General features: G+C 62.9%; 19 protein-coding genes. 12 read left to right on the forward strand and 7 right to left on the reverse strand.

Annotation, left to right across the window (positions count from 1 at the left end; all coding sequences use genetic code 11):
• Nucleotides 1-173: 173 nt before the first annotated feature.
• Genes HMPREF3171_RS10830 through HMPREF3171_RS10840 form a run of 3 tightly spaced genes read left to right on the forward strand, consistent with a single transcriptional unit; the run spans nt 174 to nt 3944 of the window.
• Nucleotides 174-1319: a hypothetical protein gene (locus tag HMPREF3171_RS10830; protein WP_083292082.1), complete on the forward strand. Its 1146-nt coding sequence runs from the start codon at nt 174-176 to the stop codon at nt 1317-1319.
• Between the two features lie 44 nt (nt 1320-1363).
• Nucleotides 1364-2755, forward strand: a complete 1392-nt coding sequence (locus HMPREF3171_RS10835; protein WP_070484928.1) for an MFS transporter — start codon at nt 1364-1366, stop codon at nt 2753-2755.
• Nucleotides 2748-3944 carry a hypothetical protein gene (locus HMPREF3171_RS10840; RefSeq protein ID WP_070484929.1) on the forward strand — a complete coding sequence of 399 codons (1197 nt, stop codon included), beginning with the start codon at nt 2748-2750 and terminating at the stop codon, nt 3942-3944. The genes HMPREF3171_RS10835 and HMPREF3171_RS10840 overlap by 8 nt, the downstream gene beginning before the upstream one ends.
• Here HMPREF3171_RS10840 and HMPREF3171_RS12130 read toward each other — a convergent pair.
• Nucleotides 3922-4308 carry a cupredoxin domain-containing protein gene (locus HMPREF3171_RS12130; protein WP_070484930.1) on the reverse strand — a complete coding sequence of 129 codons (387 nt, stop codon included), beginning with the start codon at nt 4306-4308 and terminating at the stop codon, nt 3922-3924. The two genes, HMPREF3171_RS10840 and HMPREF3171_RS12130, sit on opposite strands and share 23 nt — an antisense overlap.
• A gap of 124 nt (nt 4309-4432) precedes the next feature.
• On the opposite strand from HMPREF3171_RS12130, the gene HMPREF3171_RS10850 reads away from it, so the two are divergent.
• Genes HMPREF3171_RS10850 through HMPREF3171_RS10865 form a run of 4 tightly spaced genes read left to right on the forward strand, consistent with a single transcriptional unit; the run spans nt 4433 to nt 9270 of the window.
• Complete coding sequence (locus tag HMPREF3171_RS10850) at nt 4433-5119, forward strand: helix-turn-helix transcriptional regulator (protein WP_070484931.1); 687 nt, start codon at nt 4433-4435, stop codon at nt 5117-5119.
• A gap of 28 nt (nt 5120-5147) precedes the next feature.
• On the forward strand, nt 5148-6809 hold the full coding sequence (locus HMPREF3171_RS10855) for a glutaminase (protein ID WP_070484932.1): 1662 nt from the start codon (nt 5148-5150) through the stop codon (nt 6807-6809).
• Nucleotides 6810-6857: 48 nt separating this feature from the next.
• On the forward strand, nt 6858-8102 hold the full coding sequence (locus tag HMPREF3171_RS10860; RefSeq protein ID WP_070452029.1) for an ATP-binding protein: 1245 nt from the start codon (nt 6858-6860) through the stop codon (nt 8100-8102).
• A gap of 10 nt (nt 8103-8112) precedes the next feature.
• Complete coding sequence (locus HMPREF3171_RS10865) at nt 8113-9270, forward strand: alpha-amylase family protein (protein WP_070484970.1); 1158 nt, start codon at nt 8113-8115, stop codon at nt 9268-9270.
• Here HMPREF3171_RS10865 and HMPREF3171_RS10870 read toward each other — a convergent pair.
• Together HMPREF3171_RS10870 and HMPREF3171_RS10875 are read right to left on the reverse strand one after the other, a co-directional pair.
• Nucleotides 9249-9809, reverse strand: a complete 561-nt coding sequence (locus tag HMPREF3171_RS10870) for a hypothetical protein (RefSeq protein ID WP_070484969.1) — start codon at nt 9807-9809, stop codon at nt 9249-9251. The genes HMPREF3171_RS10865 and HMPREF3171_RS10870 overlap by 22 nt on opposite strands.
• Nucleotides 9810-10006: 197 nt before the next feature.
• On the reverse strand, nt 10007-11320 hold the full coding sequence (locus HMPREF3171_RS10875) for a M20/M25/M40 family metallo-hydrolase (RefSeq protein ID WP_070484933.1): 1314 nt from the start codon (nt 11318-11320) through the stop codon (nt 10007-10009).
• A gap of 41 nt (nt 11321-11361) precedes the next feature.
• Here HMPREF3171_RS10875 and HMPREF3171_RS10880 point away from each other — a divergent pair, with 41 nt between their 5' ends.
• Nucleotides 11362-11952 (forward strand): TetR/AcrR family transcriptional regulator, encoded by a 591-nt coding sequence (locus tag HMPREF3171_RS10880; protein ID WP_070421969.1) that lies wholly within the window; start codon nt 11362-11364, stop codon nt 11950-11952.
• An 11-nt stretch (nt 11953-11963) separates the two neighbouring features.
• Nucleotides 11964-13322, forward strand: a complete 1359-nt coding sequence (gene amn, locus HMPREF3171_RS10885; protein ID WP_070484934.1) for an AMP nucleosidase — start codon at nt 11964-11966, stop codon at nt 13320-13322.
• 142 nt (nt 13323-13464) lie between these two features.
• On the opposite strand, the gene HMPREF3171_RS10890 is transcribed toward amn, so the two are convergent.
• Entirely contained in the window at nt 13465-14346 is an 882-nt protein-coding gene (locus HMPREF3171_RS10890) for a hypothetical protein (RefSeq protein WP_070484935.1), read from the reverse strand.
• A 36-nt stretch (nt 14347-14382) separates the two neighbouring features.
• Between HMPREF3171_RS10890 and HMPREF3171_RS10895 the strand changes: the two genes are divergently transcribed.
• Both HMPREF3171_RS10895 and HMPREF3171_RS10900 read left to right on the forward strand, forming a co-directional pair.
• Entirely contained in the window at nt 14383-15315 is a 933-nt protein-coding gene (locus HMPREF3171_RS10895; protein ID WP_070484936.1) for a Sir2 family NAD-dependent protein deacetylase, read from the forward strand.
• On the forward strand, nt 15312-16451 hold the full coding sequence (locus HMPREF3171_RS10900) for a glycosyltransferase 87 family protein (RefSeq protein WP_070484937.1): 1140 nt from the start codon (nt 15312-15314) through the stop codon (nt 16449-16451). The genes HMPREF3171_RS10895 and HMPREF3171_RS10900 overlap by 4 nt, the downstream gene beginning before the upstream one ends.
• A gap of 764 nt (nt 16452-17215) precedes the next feature.
• Here HMPREF3171_RS10900 and HMPREF3171_RS10910 read toward each other — a convergent pair.
• Nucleotides 17216-17968, reverse strand: a complete 753-nt coding sequence (locus HMPREF3171_RS10910) for a hypothetical protein (protein WP_083292085.1) — start codon at nt 17966-17968, stop codon at nt 17216-17218.
• Nucleotides 17968-19032, reverse strand: coding sequence for an ROK family transcriptional regulator (locus tag HMPREF3171_RS10915; RefSeq protein WP_070484939.1), 1065 nt, complete (start codon nt 19030-19032; stop codon nt 17968-17970). Before HMPREF3171_RS10915 ends, HMPREF3171_RS10910 begins: the two co-directional genes overlap by 1 nt.
• A 67-nt stretch (nt 19033-19099) precedes the next feature.
• Between HMPREF3171_RS10915 and HMPREF3171_RS10920 the strand changes: the two genes are divergently transcribed.
• On the forward strand, nt 19100-20731 hold the full coding sequence (locus tag HMPREF3171_RS10920; RefSeq protein WP_246815377.1) for a DUF885 domain-containing protein: 1632 nt from the start codon (nt 19100-19102) through the stop codon (nt 20729-20731).
• Here HMPREF3171_RS10920 and HMPREF3171_RS10925 read toward each other — a convergent pair.
• Nucleotides 20728-21747 carry an AbrB family transcriptional regulator gene (locus HMPREF3171_RS10925; protein WP_141743404.1) on the reverse strand — a complete coding sequence of 340 codons (1020 nt, stop codon included), beginning with the start codon at nt 21745-21747 and terminating at the stop codon, nt 20728-20730. The two genes, HMPREF3171_RS10920 and HMPREF3171_RS10925, sit on opposite strands and share 4 nt — an antisense overlap.
• Between the last annotated feature and the right edge of the window lie 6 nt (nt 21748-21753).

Consider the following 21753-nt stretch of genomic DNA (forward strand, 5'->3'; position numbering starts at 1 on the left):
ATTCCGGACACACATTTTGTCGCTTAACCCGGAAATTTTAAGCCCCGGGCGCTTGCTTGAGCAGAGGCGACACCGGGGCGTACGAGAAAGAGATTACACTTAAAGGGCGCTACGTCCAAGCATAGGTGCTGGATTTGTGCGCACATTCATAAAAGGTCAAGGGGGTTGACACTTTGGGGTCCTTAGATGGGGTTGAAGGTCCTGGTTCCGAGTTTTTCTTCTCAAAGCTCGTCAGTGACTCGCGCTTTGCGCCGTATCTGCAGGAAGCAAACAACGATGTGCAGAAAGCCAGAGAGCTTTATCTTTGGGCTGGGGAGGTTGCCTCTGCAGGTCTGGAGTTACTTGCCCATTTTGAAGTTGGGCTGAGAAACGTCATCGATAAGGCTCTCAGGGAGCATTTCGAACACGATGCTGGCTCAGTGCCGTGGATATTCTCTCGAAATCCTTTAATTGGAGAAGGAGTCCGGGAAAGGGTTGAAGACACAAGGGAGGGATTAAGTCCCCACCACCGAGATTCGCGGGAGCAGATAACCGCGAACTTGCATTTCGGATTTTGGACTCGAATGCTCGGAAAAGGCAACGACGAGCTCTGGCGCCTCTGTTTGCAACGCGCGTTCCCTTATGCCCGAAGTCGTAGCGAAGTTGGCGCCGCAGTGGAAGGGATTAGGAACTTTCGTAATCGCGTGGCTCACCACGATTCGATTCTTGATACCGATGTCCCGTTTGAATGCGATCGAATATTTGCGGTGGCGAACTATGTTGATCCTGCGTTCGAGCATTTTCTTAAGGCAGTAGACCGCGTTGAGTCCCTGTACAACCGGCGCCCGACCGAACCAGCAGATACTTTGTTAGTTCCTGGAAAGAAGGAATGGGAGCTTTATAAAAAGACGTCTGTGTATGTCTGTAAATCAGGACGAACGTTTCGTCCTGTGCGTCATCTTGCGTTTTATGTTGACAGAAAGATTCAAACTGAGATTCCTGCGGTCAAGTATCGGCAGGACAATATCACCTGGAATTTGAACGAGGCGCGGCTCTTAAGGAAAGAGGCAAAAGACCGCAACAGGCCTGAACTGCGGAAAATCGCGCAAGCCATTGAAGAGCTATCTCAAAATGGATGGTGTGATGGCAGTGGGGTTGAAGGTCGGTATCAAGCGTTTGTGTTGACCTCAAAGGACGAAACGCAACCACTTGGAGCGCATCGGACTTTGCCAAGTGAAATTGAAAATACTGCGTCCGGTAAAGGCAGTGGTTGGGTGACTAAGCAGCGCTATTTGTACTTAGAGCGACTTATGCAGCAAGGTGCGGCCTACCTGGCGTAGATCCTGCGACAAGGTGAAAAAGAACCCCGCGGTAGTATTCCCGCATGGAATCCACCAGCACACCCGCGCAGCGCTGGGGCTTCTTTGCTGTTGTATCACTCGGCCTGCTCATGATCGGGCTGGATAATTCAATTTTGTACACGGCGTTGCCCGCGCTTGAACGTAGTCTCGGCGCAGGTCCCAGCGAGGGCCTGTGGATCATTAACGCCTACCCGCTCGCACTTGCGGGCCTTCTGCTTGGCACAGGCACGCTGGGGGACCGGGTGGGCCACCGCAAGATGTTCCTGATCGGTTTGGTGATTTTCGGTGTGGCGTCGCTGGGGGCGGCGTTCGCGCCGGGCACGGCTGAGATGATCGCGGCACGCGCGATGCTTGGCGTGGGCGCGGCGGTGATGATGCCGGCGACGTTGGCGTTGATCCGTCTGACGTTTTCCGACGAGCGCGAGCGCAACCTGGCCATCGGTATTTGGGGCGCGGTTGCCGTTGTTGGTGGTGCGCTGGGCCCGGTGGTTGGTGGTCTGCTCCTGGAGTTCTTCTGGGTCGGTTCGGTGTTCCTCATCAACGTCCCGATTGTGCTGTTGGCGCTTGCGCTCACGATGTGGCTTGCTCCGCCGAATCTGCCGAATCCGAACAAGGCGTGGGACGTCATATCTTCGCTGTATTCGCTGGTTGCGCTGTCGGGCCTGACGATGGCGATCAAGCAGGCTGCGAACACCCAAAGCGTCGCGCTGCTGGTCGGCTCGATCGTGGCGTGCGTGTTGGGCTCGTGGCTGTTTGTGCGGCGTCAGGCGCGCCTCGATGACCCGCTGCTCACCTTCGACATCTTCCGGTCCCGCATGTTCACCGGCGGCGTTGTTGCCGCGGCGGGTGGCATGTTCATCATGGCGGGCGCGGAATTGATGACGACGCAGAAGCTGCAGCTTGTCGACGAATTTACGCCCCTGAAGGCCGGCACCACCGTCGTCGCCATGGCCGTGGCCGCCATTCCCGCGTCGACGCTCGGTGGTGCGTTTTTGCACAAGGTTGGCTTCATGCCGTTGATCGCTGGTGGTTTCGCGTTATCGGTGGTAGGGGCTGGTCTGCTGGTGGTGGGCGCGTCGTCGCATAGCGTGCTGTTCGAGGTTGTGTCGCTTGCGGTGTTGGGCTTTGCGGTGGGCTCGGTGATGAGTGTGTCGTCGATTGCGATCATTGGCGCGGCTCCGATGAACCGTTCCGGCATGGCGGCGGGTGTGGAGGAGGTCTCCTACGAGTTCGGCACCCTGACCACCGTCGCGCTGACCGGTTCGCTGCTCCAGCGGGGTCTGGATGGTGGCGCGACGTACACCGAGTCGTACGAGAATGTGCTGTTCGTGCTGGCCGTATCTGCGGTTGTGTTCGCGGCGGCCACGTGGTGGTGCTTCCGCGACAACCCGAAGTCGGGGTCGGTCAATGCCTGATATGAATCCGCGGGCGTGGCACCGCAAAGCCTCCAAGCCGGTGAGCATTTGGATGGGCGTGTTCATCATCGTGGGGCTTGTCCACCCGTTCATCCCTGAGGGATCGTGGCTGCTCATCCACATTTTTACGCTGGGCATTCTGACAAACTCGATCCTGTTGTGGTCGCAGACGCTCACTGAGCGCTTCCTGGGGCGCAAGCTTGACGACGCCACCCGCCCCGCCCAACTCACCCGCACCTATCTGCTCAACGCCGGCGTCGTTGCCACGCTCGTTGGTCAGGTGGCGCTCTGGTACTGGCTGACCTGGGTCGGCGCGCTGGTCGTCGGCATTGTGGTGGCGTGGCATGCGGTGGTGTTGGCGGGGCAGGTGAGGGCGTCGCAACGAAGCAATGCGAGTGTGTACGGCTTCGTGGCCTCGGCGTGCTGTCTGCCGGTCGGTGCGCTGTTCGGCGCGGCGCTGTCGGCCGGACTGCCTGGTCAGTGGCACGGTGCGGTGCGCCAGGCGCACATGTTCATCAACGTTGGCGGCTTCGTCGGCTTTGCAGCCATGGGCGCGCTGAGCGTGCTGTTTCCCGCGATGTGGCGCACGCGCGCCGTGGGGAGGGTCGGTGTGGCACTGGTGCTCGCTGGCGCTGGCGTCACCGTGGCGGTCGCGGGTGCGCTGCTGCGGATGTCCGTGGTTACCGGCATCGGCACCATGGTGATCGTTGCGGGCTGGGCGTGGCTCTACCAGGGCTTTGTGGTTAACGCGCTGACGGTGCTTCGCGATCCCCGAGGTCGCATCACCTACCCAGCGCTATCGGCCCTGTTCGCGGTTGCGTGGCTGATTGGCGGGCTGACCTGGTACGCAGTGCGCCTGTTCGGCGGATCTGCCGACATTCCAACGTTGCCGCTGCTGCTCGGGTTTGCAGCACAACTGCTCATCGGCGCGATGAGCTACCTCATGCCAACCATGATGGGCGGTGGGCCGGCAGCGGTGAAGGCCGGGCTCCGTGAACTCAACCGGGCTGCCTACGTGCGCGTCGGCCTGTTCAATGTGGCGCTGTTGGCATGGCTGGCGGTGAACAATTCCTACGCGCGGATTGTGCTGTCCTTCGTCGTATTTGGCGTGCTCGTGGCGTTCATTCCGCTGCTCGCACGGGCCGTGAAGGCGCAGGTGGCGTTGATTAAGGCGTCACGTCGACCCTAAAGAGCATCCCCATTGTTTTGTGCCCGGCGATGGTGCACCACCCGAGCGTGTCAACGTTGAACTCGCCGTAATAGGCGCTCGCGCTCTCGCCGGGGCTGAGTCGGCCCGAGTATCCCTCGCCAACTTTCAGGTCGTGTTCTTTGTCGCCGGAGTTTGTCAGGTTGACCACGAGTTTGGTGCCACGTGGAACCTCGACACGGTCGGGGATAAACCGCATGCCTTCGATGTCCACATCAACGTGGACGACGTCGTCGCCAGTTGGAAGCTCGCCTTGGGCAGGCGCCAGGAGTGTTGCTGCGGATGCAGTCCCAGCTATGAGTGCCGCGACCACGGACCAAGCTGCGATGTGGGTGTTGCGCGCCACGGACGGCTCCTTAGTAGTGAGTTTGCGTAGAACTCATTGTACGACCCGTGAAAATCAAATTGGGATACAACTCAGTAAGGCATATAATTTCAGGAATGCCCGTAACACGTCCAGGAGAATGCGCATGGAACGCAGACATGCACCGCGACCATCTGGTGAGCTGATCGCAGCCGTTCACCGGCTGACCGCGAAACAGGTCGACGTGTTCCACGAGGTGCAGCGCCACCCTGAGGGAGTCCAAGTCGCCGAGATCGGCGAGGCGCTTGGCATGCACCCCAACACAGTGCGCGGCCACCTCGACGAACTGATGAGCGCAGGCGTGGTCAGCCGCCACGTCGCTACCGGATCTGGCAGGGGCCGCCCGTCGCACGTGTACACCGCTCGGGTTGCACGCACGAGCAGTGCGTCGCGCGCAATTGTGGCACTGGTGGAGGTGCTTGCGAGCAAACTGCCTGACGACGCCACCGTCACCACCGCTAGGGCCATCGGCCGCGAATGGGCCAACCGGATCAACGCCCGCCCTGAAAGCGGTACCGCAACAGACCTGGACTGTGCGGAGCGACAGGCCGCCGAGATGCTGCGGGAGATGGGCTTCGATCCGCTGCACCGCCCCGACGCCACAACGCGGAAAGTGCGGGAACTCGGCCTCAACGCCTGTCCCTTCATCACGGAGAGTGGCAAGCGCCCTGCCCCGGTCATCTGTGCGCTGCACGAAGGGTTCTTGGAGGAAAGCCTCGACGGCTTCAAGGTGCAGTTGCGCCCCCACGACCGGCCAGGGGAGTGCGGGGCCCGTCTGACCAAGCGGCCTTAGTATCCTCCGCAGGTCCTACACTTGCGGCATGCGTTCGCCTGTGACTGAATACCTGCACGACATCGTCGAATCGGTGCGTGACCACGACTCCGGCCACCGCGCCGACTACATCGATGTGCTCAAACACGCCGACCCCGACAAGCTTGGCCTTGCGTTGTGCACCGCAGACGGACAGCTTTACGCGGTCGGGGACTGCGACTACGAGTTTTCCATCCAGTCCATCTCCAAACCGTTCGTCTATGCGCTCGCGCTGGACATGTACGGGCCCGACGAGGTCCACACCCACGTCGGCGTCGAGCCCTCCGGCGAGGCCTTCAACGCACTTTCGCTTGATAGCGAAGGCCGGCCCGCCAACCCCCTTATCAACGCCGGTGCCATCACCGTCAACCAACTCATCGGTGGCCCCGACATCCCCGTGGAGCAGCGCAGCGAGAAACTCCGCGCCTACTTCTCCCGCCTCGCCGGCCGCGAACTGCGCATCGACCAGCAGGTATTCGAATCCGAAAAGGCCACCGCCGACCGCAACAAGGCGTTCGCCCACATGCTGCGTGAAGCCGGAACCATTAGCGACGACGCCCACGACGCCGTCGCCTCCTACATCGCCCAGTGCGCCATCCTGGCCACCGTCAAGGACCTCGCCGTCATGGCGGCAACCCTTGCCAACGCCGGCGTCCAACCCGTCACCGGGGAACGCATCGTATCGGCGGAAGCGGCCCGGCTCGCCCAAGCCGTGATGGTCTCCGCCGGCATGTACGACGCCTCCGGGCGCTGGATGGTCAACGTCGGCATCCCCGCGAAGTCAGGCGTGGCCGGTGGCTTGATCGGGACGTTGCCGGGCCAGTTAGGTATTGCGTCGCTAAGCCCGCGCCTGGATAAACAGGGCAACTCCGTGCGCGGAGTAAAAATCTTCCAGGAACTGTCCAGCTCCATGGGCCTGAACCTGCTGTCGTCGAACTTCTACTTCGCGCCGGGCATCCGCCGGATCGAACGCCGCGATGACGCCGAAATCGTCGAACTACAAGGCATGATCACGTTCACCTCTGCCGAGAAGATCCTCCGTGGTCTTTCCCAGCGCCGCCTGACCAGCACAAACCTCATCCTTGACGTCTCTGGCGTGACCGCATTTAACAAGGCCGGCCGCGACCTGATCAAAGACGGCCTCATGCAGTACCGGGACGAGGGCTACAACATCTCCATCTACGACCCGGACCACACGCTGTCGGACTACGAGTTTGCCGACGGCACCACAGCCCAAGCCATCCGCGACTTCACCGCCTCCTTCTCCGTCCCCGCCACGCGCGAAGAGGTCTACCAAGCGATCACCAAACCCAAAACCTGGTGGGACGAACGCGTCGAAGGCGACGCCGCCGAACAAGGCTCCGAGTTCCACTACTCCGACGATGACCGCTACGTCGGCTTCTCCGTCAAGGAAGCCGACGACGGCAAGCGCATCGTCTGGGACGTCGAACCAACCGACAACCCCAAGGAAGACCACGAGTGGGACGACACGTCGCTTATCTTCGACATCGAAGAGGACGAGTCCGGCAAAACCAAGGTCAACTTCACCCACCGCGGCATGCGCCCCCACGACAGCGGCTACGAAGAAATCGCCTCCGCATGGAAGGAACGCATTGCCAAGGGTCTGCAGCCGCTCATCGGGCGCAGGGAGGAAAATTCGACCGATTCATGACGGAAAAAACGACCGATTCAAGACGGAAAATTGGTATGGTTCATATCTATGGGATACCTGCAACGGGCTGTAGACACACAACTTGACCAGCTCCTTCCGTATGCGTCTGCTATTGCGGTTGAGGGGCCGAAAGGTGTCGGCAAAACCGAAACTGCGCGCCGGCGAGCGTCGACGGTGCTCAAGCTCGACACGGATGAGGGTGCCGGAGTTCTCGCCTCCGATCCGGCGTTCACCGCAAGCCCTGATGGCACGATCTTGATCGATGAATGGCAGCGCCACCCCGAGTCCTGGGATTACGTCAGGCGGGCGGTGGATAATGGTGCTCCTGCCGGGCGTTTTCTCCTGACCGGCTCAGCAACTCCCGTAGCCGGGACTGATACTCACAGCGGAGCAGGGCGCATCTTGTCAATGCGGATGAGACCGTTGGCGTTGTTTGAACGGCGTGGCTGGGAGTCGTCGATAAGCATGCGCGAACTTTTTCAAGGTGACGCAACCATCGCAGGCGAGACCGACAAAACCCTGAAAGACTACATTGACGCGATAGCGTCCGGCGGCTTCCCGGGGTTCTATGAAGCGCCACCGGTACTCCGCAACCAGCAGCTGGACTCCTACCTCACCCGTGTGGTGGATCGCGACCTCCCTGAGCAGGGCTACACCGCGCGCAACCCAACAGCGTTGATGAACTGGCTAGCGGCGTACGCAGCAGCCAGCTCCACGACGACGAGCTACCAGGAGATTCTCGACGCAGCCACGCCCGGACAAACCAACAAACCCGCCAAATCCACGACGATGGTGTACAGAGAAAAACTCGCCGAGTTGTGGATGCTGGACCCCGTGCCAGCTTGGGACATGCGACGCTCCCCGTTCGCTGGCCTCGCGAAAGCACCGAAACACCAGCTTGCGGACCCAGCGTTTGTCCTGCGTCTGCTGGAGATTCCAGCTGCGAAACTCACGGGGCGGTTCAACTATCTGCTCGGACCACTGTTCGAGTCGCTCGCCACCCTCACCGTGCGGGTAGCGGCGCAAGCATCCTTCGGTACCGTCGGTCACTTCCGCACGGTCAAAGGGGATCGAGAGGTCGACCTCATTGCGCAGGACCAAGACGGTGCGATCGTGGCATTGGAGGTCAAACTGGCTGCCAACGTGGGTGACGACGACGTCAAGCACCTACTTTGGTTGCGCGAGAAACTCCCGGACGATGTTGTGGACGCGGTGATCCTCACCACCGGCAACCGCGCCTACCGCCGCCCCGACGGAATCGCGGTCGTACCGCTGGCGCTGCTCGGTGCGTAGGCTCGGGCACATGTTGGATCGCACAATCTGGTGGCACGTCTACCCGCTCGCCGCGCTCGGCGCGCCGATCCGCGACACTAAAGACGCCGCACACCGCCTGCGCGGCCTCGAGCCGTGGCTGGACTACCTGGTCGAACTCGGCTGCAATGGCCTGCTGCTCGGTCCCATCTTCGAGTCGGTCACCCACGGCTACGACACCCTCGACCACATGCGCATTGACGCACGGCTTGGCGACGACACCGACATCGACTGGCTTATCCGCGAATGCTCCTCCCGCGGCATCAACCTCATGCTCGACGGGGTGTTCAACCACGTGGCCCGCACCCACCCCTGGGTCGAGCAGGGCCTCGCCGGCGATACGGAGTGGGAGGGACACAACGAACTGGCCACCCTCCACCACGATGAGCCGGCAATTCGAGACGCGGTCGTCGATATCATGTGCCACTGGCTGCGACGCGGCATCGCGGGGTGGCGCCTCGACGTCGCCTACGCCGTCCCGCCCGAATTCTGGCGCGACGTGCTCGCCCGGGTTCGCGAAGAGTTCCCCGACGCAATGTTTCTCGGGGAAGTCATCCACGGCGACTACGCAAAGATCGCCGCGTCCGGCACGCTCGACGCAGTCACCCAGTATGAACTGTGGAAAGCCACCTGGTCATCGCTTGCCGACGCCAACTTTTGGGAACTCGCCCACGCCCTCGAACGCCACCCCGCAGACCTTTTGACCAACACGTTCATTGGCAACCACGACGTTGACCGGATCGCCTCCACGGTTGGAACCAACAAACTCGTCCTCGCCGCCGCGATCCTGATGACCGTGCCTGGTATGCCATCGATCTACTACGGCGACGAGCAAGGCTTCACCGGCACCCGCGGGGAGGGCTGGTCTGCCGACGACGCCGTCCGGCCCGCCCTGCCAGCCACACCGGCGGAACTCTCACCCCTGGGCGGCTGGATTTTTACGGAGTATCAGAAGCTGATTGGGGTGCGTCGCCGCAACGCATGGCTCACGCGGGCTCGCGTTGAGGTGCTGGACAAGACCAACGAAACGATCTCGTTTACCTGCACCGACGGCGAACACTCACTGCAAACCGACCTGTGGCTTGACCCCACGCCCGGCGTGCGAATCAACGCCGACGGCAACGAGCTTTACAGCTGGATGTTGAAGTAAGCCAGGATTTGCGCCAACGCGTCCTGCAGCAACTTCAGCAGGTCCGGCAACTGCAGCGTGGTCACGCCCGCGACCGGCACATCCACCGACGGCATACCAGCTGGGGTGAGGTTGATGCGCTCCGGGAACTGCGGCTGAATCTTCGGCTGCTGCTTTGGCTGCGGGGCTGGTTGCTGGGCAGGTGCTGGCTGCTGCGCGGGCGCGTTTTGCTTCGGCGCAGCGTTGTTGGCGTTGTTGGAGTTGGTGTTGTTGCCGCCGGTGGTGCCTTTGAGGCCGCAGCGGTTGGCGGCTTCGTCGACACGCGAAAGCGCATCCAGGATCTGCGGGCCGCGACGGTCGAACATCGCGATCGTGCGCGCCTGGCGGACTTTCTGCTGGTAGTCGGCGTCATTGGTCCAGTAGCGGGAGGCCTGGTCGCAGGAGATCGGACCCGCGGGCAGCTTCGCCAGGGTGTCGTCGATGGCGTCAGCCTGGGCGGTCGGCGCGGCGGCGATCGTGCCGGCCAGCGCAGCGGTCATAGCGAGAGTACGAAACTTCATGCGGGACAGTATGTCACGGATGGGGCAGATGTGACAGGTGGTGCGGGCCTTGGAAGGGCGTGAAACCTTCATATGCAGGGCTCGATATGCGTAAGTCCAGGTAGGAGGGTTTTCGAGAAATTGTGGCCGAAATTCGGAAAACGCGGTGACCAGCGGTTACGCATATCGAGCCCTGCATATGAACCGAAATAGCGGAACTATGCCCCGACGAAGCGGCGGATCAGGGAACGGTACGCCCGGACCGTGAGGTCGACGTCTTCGAGGGAGACGGATTCGTCGTGGCTGTGGAGCTCACCTAGAACAGACCCCAGCGTTTCGCCGCGCCCGTGGAGGGCGAATCCGTAGCCGACACCACCTTTACGACGAGCAAAGCGCAGGTCGGATCCACCCGCCGCGATCGTCGGGACGACGGGGACGTCGGGGAAGAATTCGTGGAAGGTGTCCACGATGGCGTCGTAAAGCGGGCCCGAGGTGGGGGAGACGGTGCCGGGTTCGGTGATGAGGTGGGTGATCTCCACCTCGTCGGCGAGGTCGCCGAGCGCTTCCCGCAGCAGATCGTCGATCTCTTCTTGCGTTTGGCCAGGCAAGGGCCGGATGTCGAGCTCCATCCAGGCGACGGACGGCAACACGTTGATCGCCTCGCCGGCACGCAGCACGGTGGGGGAGATGGTGAGGTGGCTCATGGCGTGGGAGTAGCTCTGCAACTGGCCGAACGCTTCGTAGCCTTCGCCGCGCAGCAGGGCCGCTTCGGTGTCGGGGTCGAATTTCCAGGCGCGGACGTAGCCCTCCCAGATGTCGTCGCTACGCACTTCGGGCGTGATGGCGGCGATGCGGCGGGCGACCTCGCCGATCTTGGTGACCGCCATGTCGCGGCCGAAGGGTGCGGAGCCGTGGCCGGCGTCGCCATGCACGGTCAAGCGGCGCTGTGCGGCGCCCTTCTCGCCGACGACGATCACGAGCGCGTCGGAGCCGTCGGACACAGGCAGGTGGGAGCCGCCCTCCTCGGACAGGCAGTTCGCCCAAGGGAACGACGCGTTCTCCGAAAGCCACGCCGCGCCGAGGCCACCGCGGGCCTCCTCGTCGGCGCATCCCACGAAGGTCAGGGTGCCTTTGGGTTGCGTGCCGGAGAGGGCAACGTCGCGCACAGCCGCCGCCATCGCTGCAGTGATGTAGAGCATGTCGGTGGCGCCGCGCCCGTACATGCGGCCGTTTTTGATCTCACCCCCGAACGGGTCAACTGTCCATTTATCCTCGTCGACGGGCACGACATCGGTGTGGCCCAAAAGGGTGAGTGGCTCAGCGTTGGGGTCGGTGCCTTCGATGGAAAACGCTACGGAAACTCGACCCGGATGGGGTTCGAAGCGTTCGACGTTTACACGGGTATCCCCGAAGAATTCCTGCAGCGTGCGGGCGTTTCTTTCCTCATGTCCAGAATCTGCCGTCAGATTGTTGACGCATCCATTTCTAATAAGGGCATGTAACAGTTCCAGGGTGTCATCGGTTAGGCTCATACCACATAACACTAATGTCGGAAATCTTTTGGAGACATGGGATGACTGAAACTACCCTCCCGGGCCGCCGCTCGGACAGCCAAGACCCGCGCGCGCTGCGCACTCGCAAGGCGCTAATCGACGCCACCATGCGCCTCCTCAACGACTACGAAGTCGCTGAGCTCAACGTCTCGCAAATCGTGAAAGAAGCAGGCGTGAGCCGTCAAGTGTTTTACCAGCACTTTGAGGACCGCGACGCCCTCGTACTCGCCACCGCAGCGCAGTGGGTCTTGGCGGCCTACGGCAGTTTCGCGGAACGATTCAGCATTGACAAGAACTTTGAAGCGTCGGTCACTGCACTGGCACAGGCGACCGCTGGTCACTACACCGCCGCCACGCGCATCATCGACTCGCCGATCCACAGCCTCCTGGATAACCAGGTCTACGAGGTCATGCTGCCCACCATGCGCGAACAACTCCTGCCCCGCGCCGCCCGTTGGGAAAACGCGGACATGAAGCTTGTCGACGATATGGCCCGGTTCTACATCGCAGGCATGCAGCAACTCATTGAGCAGTGCATCCGCGAAGGCGTTCCCGCAGAGGAGTTTGGTCGCCGCGCCGAAGCCGTGCGCCGCGTGCTCATTCGTGAGTAGCCTGGCGGGGTATGAACCAGGTACGTGAGGTCGTCGAAAAGCTAAAAGCCCTGTACAACACGTCGTGCGACATCGCACGCGCCGGGGACTTCGAACGCTACGGGGAAGTGCGCTACCCCAAACTGACCGTTGACGTGCTCGAATGGCGCCCCATCGACCGCTCCAAAACCTTCGGCTACGTCGACAAAGCCGGCACCTACTCCGCCGTCCTCTCCCGCCCCGACCTGCTCGAGGACTACCTCACCGCCCAACTCGAGGCGCTGACCTCGAACTATCCGTGCTCCATGCGTGTGGAGTACTCCGATATCGTCATCCCGCCCGCCTACATCAAGGGCACACCGCCTATCGACGAAACACGCAACCTGCCCCGACCCGCCCTCGACGACGTCCACGACGCCATTGTCGACGGCCACTGGGACGCCTTCCACGGTCCGGAAAAACCCCTGTTCCACTTCGGCCCGCAACGCTTCGACCTCGCCATCGCGCGACTCGAGCACTACACCGGCATCGACGTGGACACCCTGCAGCGCTACATCCTGTTCACCAACTACGCCATGCACGTCACCGAATTCGTGCGCTTCGGCCTGCGTGAACTTTCCGACCCCGACTCGCGCTACACCCGCCTCGTCCTCCCCTCCGGCGAAACAGTTTCCGACACCGTCGCGCTCGAAGACCTGGAGCTGGGGTCGAAGTTCCAGATGCCGCGCTACGACCTGATCACCGAAAACGGCGACGGCATCACCATGATCAACATCGGCGTCGGCCCCTCCAACGCCAAAACCATCACCGACTCGCTGGCCGTTCTGCGTCCGGAAGCGTGGATCATGATCGGCCACTGCGCCGGCCTGGACGCCCGCATGCGCATCGGCGACCTCATCCTCGGCAACGCCTACGAACGCCACGACCACGTTCTCGACGACTACCTGCGCCGCGAACTGCCCATCCCCGCCGTCCCCGAAGTGCAACGCACCCTGGAAAAGGCCGTGACCAAGGTGTACGGCGACGACACGTCGTTGATGCGCACCGGCACCGTCCTGTCCACCGGCGACCGGAACTGGGAGTGGAAAGACCCGCAGGACCTGTGGGAATGGCTCCGGGGATCCACCGCCGCAGCCGTAGACATGGAGTCCTGCACCATCGCCGCCAACGGCTACCGCTACCGCGTCCCCTACGGCACCCTGCTGGCCGTATCCGACCTGCCGTTGCACGCTGTGCCGAAACTGCCCGCCGGCGCCCAGGCGTTCTACTCCAACTCGAAGGAAGCCCACGTCATGTGTGCCGTGCGTGCGATGGAGAAGCTTGCCCGGCGCCCCGAACGCCTGCGCACCCGGAAGCTGCGCCGCACGATCGGTGAGGTCCCGTTCCGGTAGGCCCTTCGCGGCTTCATATGCAGGGCTCGATATGCGTAACCCCTGGTCACGGCGTTTTGCGGAAAATTGGCCGAAATTTCTGAAAACGCGCTGACCTGCACTTACGCATATCGAGCCCTGCATATGAACAAACCCCGCACACCTAACGGCCAAGTTCGAGGCGCGCCCGCACCGCCCCGACGAACTCCTCGGGGTGCTCCTCCAGGTAGCGCGGCGCGTACCGGAGCAGGGGATGGCCGGCGTTGCCGAGGCGGTCGGCGCGCGTTTTCTCGTCGAGAAGTGCCTTGCTCGCAGGGCCGAAGGTGGTGTCGTCGTACTTCACGCGCCCATCGATCTCAACTCCCAACCACCCGTTAATCAGCAGGTCAACGCGGTACCTCCACCGGGTGAGTGTGACGTTGGCGCGGACGTCGGTGATGCCGGCTTCGATGAGCAAAGCGCGCGCGTAGGCCTCGGGTGCGGATTCGGACAGGGTCGACGCGTGCTGCGCGGCCAGGCGGGCGGCGGGTTTGCCTGGGAAGCGCGGCTCAGTTTCGACGAGGTGCTGCAGCTGGGCCGGTGTGAAGCCACCGCGTTGGACGAGCCAGTCTGCGGCGACGAGTGCGTGGGTGAAGCCGTCGAGGCGGGCAATGTCCAGAAAGGTTTGCAATGGTGACGTAGTGGACATGGCTTCCCCGCGGCGGATCCGGGAGGCGGGGAGTGTGCGTTGCACGTAGCGTACGCCGGCGGGCCATGTTGAGCGCCGCGGCACCGACGGCAACACCAGCGCGACCTGGTCTAGCGGCGTGTTCACGACCCACATGTCGTTGAGGTACGCGGAGGCGCGACCGGTGATCACGGCGGCGTGGACGGCAAGGCCCGCGCAGTAGGCCCGGGCCCAGTGCTGCTGGTGGATCTTCAAGGCGTCGTACGAGCGGCGCGCCAGCGCGTGTGACGTGGATAGGCGAAGTAGGTCGCTGCTGAGATATGTCTGCCCCCGGACGTCGACAAGGTTGGTTCTGATTTCGGTTTTCCATTCCCCCATGCGGGAAATCCTAGGTGGTTTGTACACTGCCTGGCGATGGAAACTTTCTTCGACGACCCTGCGATTGCGATGGCGCATCGGTCCGCTGTGCGTTCGATTGAGCGGGTGGTCAAGGAAACGGCAACGCCGACCCCGAACGCGCAGCAACGCGTCATAGAACAGTTAAGGAACCCAAAAACGCTGGTCATCACGGGCGCGGGTGTGTCGACGGATTCGGGCATTCCCGACTATCGCTCCGAAACCGGCCGTTTGACCAAGGGCCGTCCGATGACGTTTCAGGAGTTCGCGCATTCGCCGCGTCAGGTGCGTCGGTATTGGGCGCGTGCGTTCGTCGGTATGCAGTTCATGCGGGCGGCGCGGCCAAACCGGACGCATTTTGCGCTTGCGGAGCTCGAGCAGGCCGGCCTGATTCGTGGCATTGTCACGCAAAACGTCGATGGACTGCACACACAGGCGGGCTCGCGAAACGTGATTGCGTTGCATGGCGATATGGAGCATGTGGTGTGCCTGGACTGCAATGTGTTGCATGAGCGATCGCTTATCGACGACCTCCTCACCGCCGCCAACCCCAACTACTTCAATTCTGTCGAGGTGGTCGGGACGATGATCAACCCGGACGGCGACGTGGAACTGCGCCAAGAGGACGTGGAGCGCTTCCGCATGATCACGTGCCCGAACTGTGGTTCGGAGCGCCTGAAGCCTAGCGTGGTGTATTTCGGTGAGAACGTGCCTAAGGCCACGCGAACACAGGCGGATCAGTGGCTGGCGGAGTCGACGGGGGTGGTTGCGATTGGCACGTCGCTTGCGGTGATGAGCGGCTACAAGTTCATTCTGGATGCGAAGAAGCAGGGCAAACCTACCGCCGTGATCAACGGCGGGCCGGGGCGTGCGGATACAAAGGTGGGCACGCTGTGGCGCACCGACGTCGCTGACGCCATGGATGCGATCCTGGACGGGCTCGACTTGTGATTCTCCTGCTCATTGTTCTTGCAGTAGCGGTTGATCGTTACATCACTACGCCGTTGGAGACTGCGTTTTCCACCGCCTACCCAAGTGATCTCCACGTCTACGTGCTGGGCGGGCAGCAGGTGAAGGACCACCTGCCGCTCTATGCGCACGACCTGTTGCCGGGCTTGCCGTTCACGTATCCGCCGTTTGCGGGCGTGGTGTTTTCGTGGCTGCCAACCGAGGAGTGGTTCGGCGTCGCCTGGAAGTTGGCCAGTGTGGTGGTGTTGGCCGGGGTGGTGTGGGGGTCGTCGATAAGCAAGAAGAACGTGGTGCCGCTGGTGGCCTTTTTCGTGCTGTGCACGGAGCCGGTGCAGGGCACGCTGTACTTCGGGCAGGTGAACCTGCTGCTCATGGGGCTGGTGTGCCTGGATTTCCTGCCGAAGAACAGGCTGCCGGGCATCGGGACGGGCCTGGCTGCGGGGATCAAGCTCACGCCCGCGTTTTTCATCGTGTTGTTGATCTATCAGCGCAGGTGGGGAGCAACATTCGTTGCCGCGTTCACGTTCGTGTGCACTGCGGCGAGCGGGATGAATGTGGTGGACGCGCCGAACTTTTGGACGCGCGCGATCTTCAGCACGCAACGGATTGGGGTGGACGAGAATCCGGGGGCGCAGTCCATACGCCAAGTGCTGGCCCGCGCCGGGATGGATTCGACGCTGCTGTGGCTCACGCTGTGTGCCGCCGTGACCATCCTTGCGCTTCTTGCTTGTCGACGAGCCCCCGCACCCCTCGCCGTCTCCTTCATCGGCCTGACCGCGTGCCTGGTTAGTCCGTTTTCCTGGTACCACCACTGGGTATGGATCGTGCCGTTTGGCGTGTTCGTCTTCGAACGCTACGGCTCGGTGGCGCTCATGGTGCTGATGGCCCCGTACGCTTCGGTGGTGCTCTGGCCTGGCGCCCCGCAGTTCCTTTACATTGCCGTGCCAGTGCTCTTTATGGCGTGGTACGCGCTACCCTCGGGTTATGCGCATCCGTTTATACGCCGCAGCGACCGCGGCAGCCACAGCACTCGTCCTCGCCCCCGCAGCTTCCGCCGACCCGGCCCCCGTTACCGGCGTGGAACTCAACCAGCCGGCCGACCAGGTCATCGCGCTTGAGACGAAGTTCAACCTGACCAACGATGCGGAAACCGGCATCAGTGAACTGCGCAAGCTCCGCGGCGACATGTGGGACCAGAACGTGCCATACGACGGAAAACCGCTCCGCACGGTCGCTGCAGAACAGGGCCTGGATACCCGCGAGAAGTACGTCAACGCGGTGCAACTGGACACCGGCTACAACCTGATCGCACTGCAGCGTGCGGTGGAGGCGGCGAAGAAGTTCGCGCACGTCCGCCCGTTCAACGCAACGTGTACGGACAACTGCGGCCCGGAGGACACCGCCACCATCGGCGGCAAAGGAGGCTGGGGCGCGAACTTGCACAGCACGGCTAACATGAGCCGCGCCATGCAGGGGTGGGGCTATGGCGAGCTGGCGGACCTGAAGCGTCTGAACGGCAAGTGGTCCGACGACAAGAACAGCATGACCGGCCACCTGCACACGTTCCTGAACCCCACCGTGACTCGTGTCGGTTTCGCCGGTGCGGTCACCGCTGAGGGCGAGGCATCGGCTGCGGTGGTGGGATACAAGCCGACCGACGTGGAATCCATGCCGCAGGGTTCCCAGAAGGTGGTTCTGCACCGTCCGGCGGATGGCAACGAAACCCCGAACACCACGCCGAAGAAGTTGGTCTTCGCGGGTGTCGGCGATAAGTCGCCGGACGACGTGCGTCGGACCGTGGGCATTGTGTTGACGGTGCTGTCGATCCTGGCCGCGATTGTGAAGTTCATCGAGCCGTACCTGCGCCCGATCGCCGATAAGTTTATGGGGCGATAGCCTCGGCGACTTGGTCGAGGGCATCCATGGTGTCCTCGTAGCTGCCGTCGGCGCTGCGCGCGCCGATGGCTACCCCAACGTGTTTGATCCAGCCGAGTTGGCGGGTGTGCCAGGAGCCGTCTTCCTCCACGTCTGACCAGCCGCCTTTGAACGGAACCCCCAACTGGCCGAGCCCGTAGGCCTGGTCTTCGGTGATGTTGCGCATGTCCGCCAGGACGGGTTGGGATTGGTCGCGGGTGCTTAAGTAGTGGGCGTATTTCGCCTGGTCGGCGAACGTCCAGCTGGTGGTGCCAAACGCGCCGCGCACGTTGACGTGCGGCCCGGCTTTTTCGATTTCCTCGCCGACGAGTTTGGCGGCTTCGAGGTCGTCGCCCATGCAGTCCCATAGGGCGCGGGCGGAGTCGTTGTCGGACCATTCGATGGAGGCCTGGGTGAAGTCCGCGATGGTGGCGTGGTCGTATTCGCAGTGCCGTTCGGCGGCGCGTGCGATGGGGATTTTGATGGTGGACCAGGCCGGCAGGGTGTCCAGGGAGCCGGCTTGGGTGAGGGTGGTGCCGTCGTAAAGAGCGACGCCCACCTCGGTGTTTGTCGCCTCCTCAATCTTTGCGACGACCCCCTCAAGGCCCTCATACTGCTCCTGCGTCTGCGTCGGTACTGCCTCGGTCTGCAGCGGCTCAACGGGAGCCTCTGCGGAGCAGCCGGCCAGCAGTAGCACGGCAACCCAGGCGACCTTGCGCATTACGCCCCCGCAACCGCCAGGGGCTCGCGAAGCACGTAATCCAACGCCACGGCGCGGGCGATGTCGCGCACGACGTCTTTGTGGCTGGGGATCAGGCGCAGGTCGATGGGCCCGGAGATGTGTTCGCGGACGGTGCGGGCGAATGGGGCGGAGGCGAGGGGGTCGTCGATAAACGCACTGCCAGCAACAACCACGGTGTTGGGGCAGTGGTCGGAGCACAGCTCAGCCACGAGCGTGCCAAGGCCGCGGGCGCGGTTGTCGAGCGCGGAACGGGTTGCCTCCCCGGCGTCTTCCACCGCCTGGCGCAGGGTGCGGATCGTGGGCACATCGATGGCGTCCAGCAGGCCCTGGGTGGTCAGCTCGCCCTGCTCGACCTCGATGGGGTTGACTCCTTCGGGGCTGGAGATGGCGCAGGCGAGGGAGTCGTCGGCAAACAGCGCCATCACCGACGGGGTGTCCAGGTCTGCGGTGGATTGCATCTCAGAGCCGACAATCGCGCTGGAAATCGAGGTGACCTGCACCGGCACGGAGAACTGCTCGCGCATCTGATCGCCGATGTTTACCCCGTCCCAGCCGAGGTTGGGGGCGTAGACGTCGCCGCTGCCGCGCACCGTGCCGGATGTGGTCACGCCCACGGTGGCGAGCGGGCGGCCGACGCTGGTGGTCAGTTTGTTCAGGCCGGCTATGATGTGCTGGATGAAGTCGTCCTCGCTCATACGCGAGACCGGCAGGTCCACGTCCACGCTGCGCAGGGTGCGGCCCTTGAGGTCGAACAGGGCGATGTAGGTGGAGTCGGTGCCCACGGACACACCCGCGTGCGTTTCGGTGGTTTCGGCGAGTTCGAGGGGGATGGTGGGCCGTCCGCGGCCTTGGGATTGGGTGAGGTCGTTGCGTTCGGTGACGTATCCGGCGTCGACAAGCGCCGCGATTGCGCGGGTGACAGTGGGCTGAGACAGGCCGGTCGCGCGGACGAGCTCGCTGCGGGAGGTGAGTTCCTGCAGGCGAATGAGGTGCAGGCATTTCGCCGCGGGGGTACGTGGACGAGAAAACGAAGCCCAAGTCATGATGAATATATTTACTGGATGGTGCGACGAATTGTCCATTTGGCCAGCTCCTATACAATCGCCCAGCATGAGCCAACCCATGCGCGAGCCGTCGCTTCTCGACGCCACCTGCGAGGATTTCGTTTACGACCTCGCAGCCATCTCTCCCACGCTGGCAACCCAAATTGGCATCGATGGCCACGACGGCGAATTGCAGGACTTTTCCCCCGAGTACTGGGACCGGGTCGCAGACCGCATGCGCGACCTCATCGCCGACGTTGACGCGTTGAACGACTCCACCGATGACTCCGACGACGAAGACGACTTCGACGACGTAGACAACCTCACAGCCGCCATCCTGCGCGACCGCCTGTGCATGAAGCTCGAGCTTCACCACCGCGGCGAGCTCCTGCGCCAGCTGAACAACATCGACTCGCCGATTCAGGAGATCCGCGACTCGTTCGCGCTGATGCCGCGCGTGACGGAGCAGGACTTCGACGCCATCGCCGCCCGCATGTCGCGCATCCCGGCAGCGCTCGCCGGCTACCGCGAATCCCTGGCAGAGGCTGCCTCTGCCGGCGATGTGGCATCCCACCGCCAGATCGACGCCGTGATCAACCAGTGCGAGGCGCTGGGCGAAAGCGACTCCCAGCTCGACGAACTGGGCCTCCCGCCGGAGTCCAAGATCGTCGAAGAGGCGAAGGCCGCGTTCACACAGATGGCCGACTGGCTCTCCACCGAACTCGGACCCAAGTCGCCCCACGACGATGCCGTGGGCCGCGAGCGCTACGAACTGTTCGCCGAACTTTTCCACGGCCGCAACGTGGACCTCGACGAGGGCTACGCCTGGGCGCAGGAGGAACTGAAGCGCACCGTCGATAAGCAGAAGCAGATCGCGCGCAAGCTTTACGACGACGACTCCGTCGCCGCCGCATACCGCCACCTGAACCAGGACGAGCGTTACACCATCCACGGCACCGACAACCTCCTCGCCTGGATGAACAGCGTCAACGAAGACGTGGCCAACGTGTTCCCGATCCCCGAGGGCATGCCCCCGGTGGAGTGCGCCATCGACCGCGCCGGCTCCGGCGGTATCTTCTACACCCCGCCAAGCGACGACATGATCCGCCCCGGCACCATGTGGTGGTCCGTCCCAGAAGGCCAGGAGACGTTCCACACCTGGCAGGAGTTGACCACCGTGTTCCACGAGGGCATCCCGGGCCATCACCTGCAGCACGCCTACGCCCTGCTGAACCGCGGTGAACTGAACATTTGGCGACGCTCCGTCTGCTGGAACTCCGCCCACGGCGAAGGTTGGGCGCTCTACGCCGAGCACCTCATGGATGGCTACCGCGAAGACCTCGGCTACCGCATGGGCCTACTCGACTCCATGCGTCTGCGCCTCGCGCGCGTGATGGTGGACATCGGCGTGCACCTGAAGAAGACCACCCCGGAAGGCACCGGCGTGTGGGACGCCCAGTACGCCAAGGCCTTCCTGCGCGACAACACCGCCATGGCGGAAGCCAACCTGGCCTTCGAGCTGGACCGTTACATGGGCTGGCCGGGCCAAGCCCCGTCGTATGCCCTGGGTTTCAAGGACTGGATCGACCTGCGCGACCAGGCCCTCAGCCGCGGCATGACCCAGGACGAGTTCCACACGAAGGCGCTGAGCCTGGGCTCAATGCCGATGGATATCCTGGCCCACGCGATCCTGCACTAGTCGTCTCGCTCGATTCGCTTCAGGATTCGGGGGACGAACCCGGCGAAGATCAACACGCAGATCAGCCGGATGAGCTGCAGTGCCACCACGGCGGGTCCGGCTCCGCCTTCTGCGGATAGGGCGAGCGCGGTCTCGAGCGCGCCGGGTGTGGTGGCGAGGTAGCCCTCGTAGAGGGTCAGACCCAGCCACTTGGCTACGACCCACCCGATGCCCGCACAGAACACCATGAGGCCGACGATGTAGGCCATCGTCGCCGGCAGCAGTTTGGAAAACGCCTTCAACGCCGGCACGGACAGGCCGCCGCCGCACATCCAGCCAAGCGCCAGGAATGCCGTAATGCTCAGTGGTTCCGGGGGAACAATGGTGAAGTCCGCGAACGACCCAACCAGTACCGTGACCAGCATCGGCCCGAAAATGGACGGGTTGGGCAGCCGAGAAACCTTGCCGAGTGGAATTCCCACCCCGATCAGTGCCGGCACCAGCAACCACATCCACCAATAGGGCTTGAGGTGCATGACTTCGCCGGCGGCGGGCGCATCCAAAAATGACACCACCACCGGCAGTGTTATCGACACCGTCAGCAACCGCAGGTACTGGCTCAGGCTGACGTAGCGCATGTCCGCGCCGAGGTCCCGAGCCAGCGCCGGCATCAGCGACGCCCCTCCCGGCAGCAATGACAGTACGCCCGTCTTCCTGGAGACACCATGGTTTGCCAACACCAGGCCACCAAAGAATGCCACCGCAATCACCAGCACCGCCGCAAGCAGGCCCGGAAGCAAGAACGGCAGCAAATCACCTGGGGGAATTCCCACCAAAGGTAGCGCCGCCACCACGCCGATCACACCGCGGGCGAGGGTGAACAGGTGCTCGTTGACCGGCAGGTCGCGCTCGGTAGCAATCGCCACCGAACCCGCACCAACGATGCCAGCGAGAATCCACGCAGCCGGCACGTGCAGGTAGGTAAACGCCAGACCACACAGCACCGACAGCGGGGCAGCGACGATCCAACGGTTCATGTGGGG

The organism is Corynebacterium sp. HMSC08F01 (assembly GCF_001807545.1).
Lineage (GTDB): Bacteria > Actinomycetota > Actinomycetes > Mycobacteriales > Mycobacteriaceae > Corynebacterium > Corynebacterium coyleae.

Coding starts and splice junctions, on each gene's coding strand:
- amn (WP_070484934.1), top strand. CDS start 11,964: ATGAACCAGGTACGTGAGGTCGTCGAAAAGCTAAAAGCCCTGTACAAC.
- HMPREF3171_RS10855 (WP_070484932.1), top strand. CDS start 5,148: ATGCGTTCGCCTGTGACTGAATACCTGCACGACATCGTCGAATCGGTG.
- HMPREF3171_RS10890 (WP_070484935.1), bottom strand. CDS start 14,346: ATGGGGGAATGGAAAACCGAAATCAGAACCAACCTTGTCGACGTCCGG.
- HMPREF3171_RS10870 (WP_070484969.1), bottom strand. CDS start 9,809: ATGAAGTTTCGTACTCTCGCTATGACCGCTGCGCTGGCCGGCACGATC.
- HMPREF3171_RS10880 (WP_070421969.1), top strand. CDS start 11,362: ATGACTGAAACTACCCTCCCGGGCCGCCGCTCGGACAGCCAAGACCCG.
- HMPREF3171_RS10915 (WP_070484939.1), bottom strand. CDS start 19,032: ATGACTTGGGCTTCGTTTTCTCGTCCACGTACCCCCGCGGCGAAATGC.
- HMPREF3171_RS10860 (WP_070452029.1), top strand. CDS start 6,858: ATGGGATACCTGCAACGGGCTGTAGACACACAACTTGACCAGCTCCTT.
- HMPREF3171_RS10835 (WP_070484928.1), top strand. CDS start 1,364: ATGGAATCCACCAGCACACCCGCGCAGCGCTGGGGCTTCTTTGCTGTT.
- HMPREF3171_RS10850 (WP_070484931.1), top strand. CDS start 4,433: ATGGAACGCAGACATGCACCGCGACCATCTGGTGAGCTGATCGCAGCC.
- HMPREF3171_RS10865 (WP_070484970.1), top strand. CDS start 8,113: ATGTTGGATCGCACAATCTGGTGGCACGTCTACCCGCTCGCCGCGCTC.
- HMPREF3171_RS10840 (WP_070484929.1), top strand. CDS start 2,748: ATGCCTGATATGAATCCGCGGGCGTGGCACCGCAAAGCCTCCAAGCCG.
- HMPREF3171_RS10925 (WP_141743404.1), bottom strand. CDS start 21,747: ATGAACCGTTGGATCGTCGCTGCCCCGCTGTCGGTGCTGTGTGGTCTG.
- HMPREF3171_RS10875 (WP_070484933.1), bottom strand. CDS start 11,320: ATGAGCCTAACCGATGACACCCTGGAACTGTTACATGCCCTTATTAGA.
- HMPREF3171_RS10920 (WP_246815377.1), top strand. CDS start 19,100: ATGAGCCAACCCATGCGCGAGCCGTCGCTTCTCGACGCCACCTGCGAG.
- HMPREF3171_RS10895 (WP_070484936.1), top strand. CDS start 14,383: ATGGAAACTTTCTTCGACGACCCTGCGATTGCGATGGCGCATCGGTCC.
- HMPREF3171_RS10910 (WP_083292085.1), bottom strand. CDS start 17,968: ATGCGCAAGGTCGCCTGGGTTGCCGTGCTACTGCTGGCCGGCTGCTCC.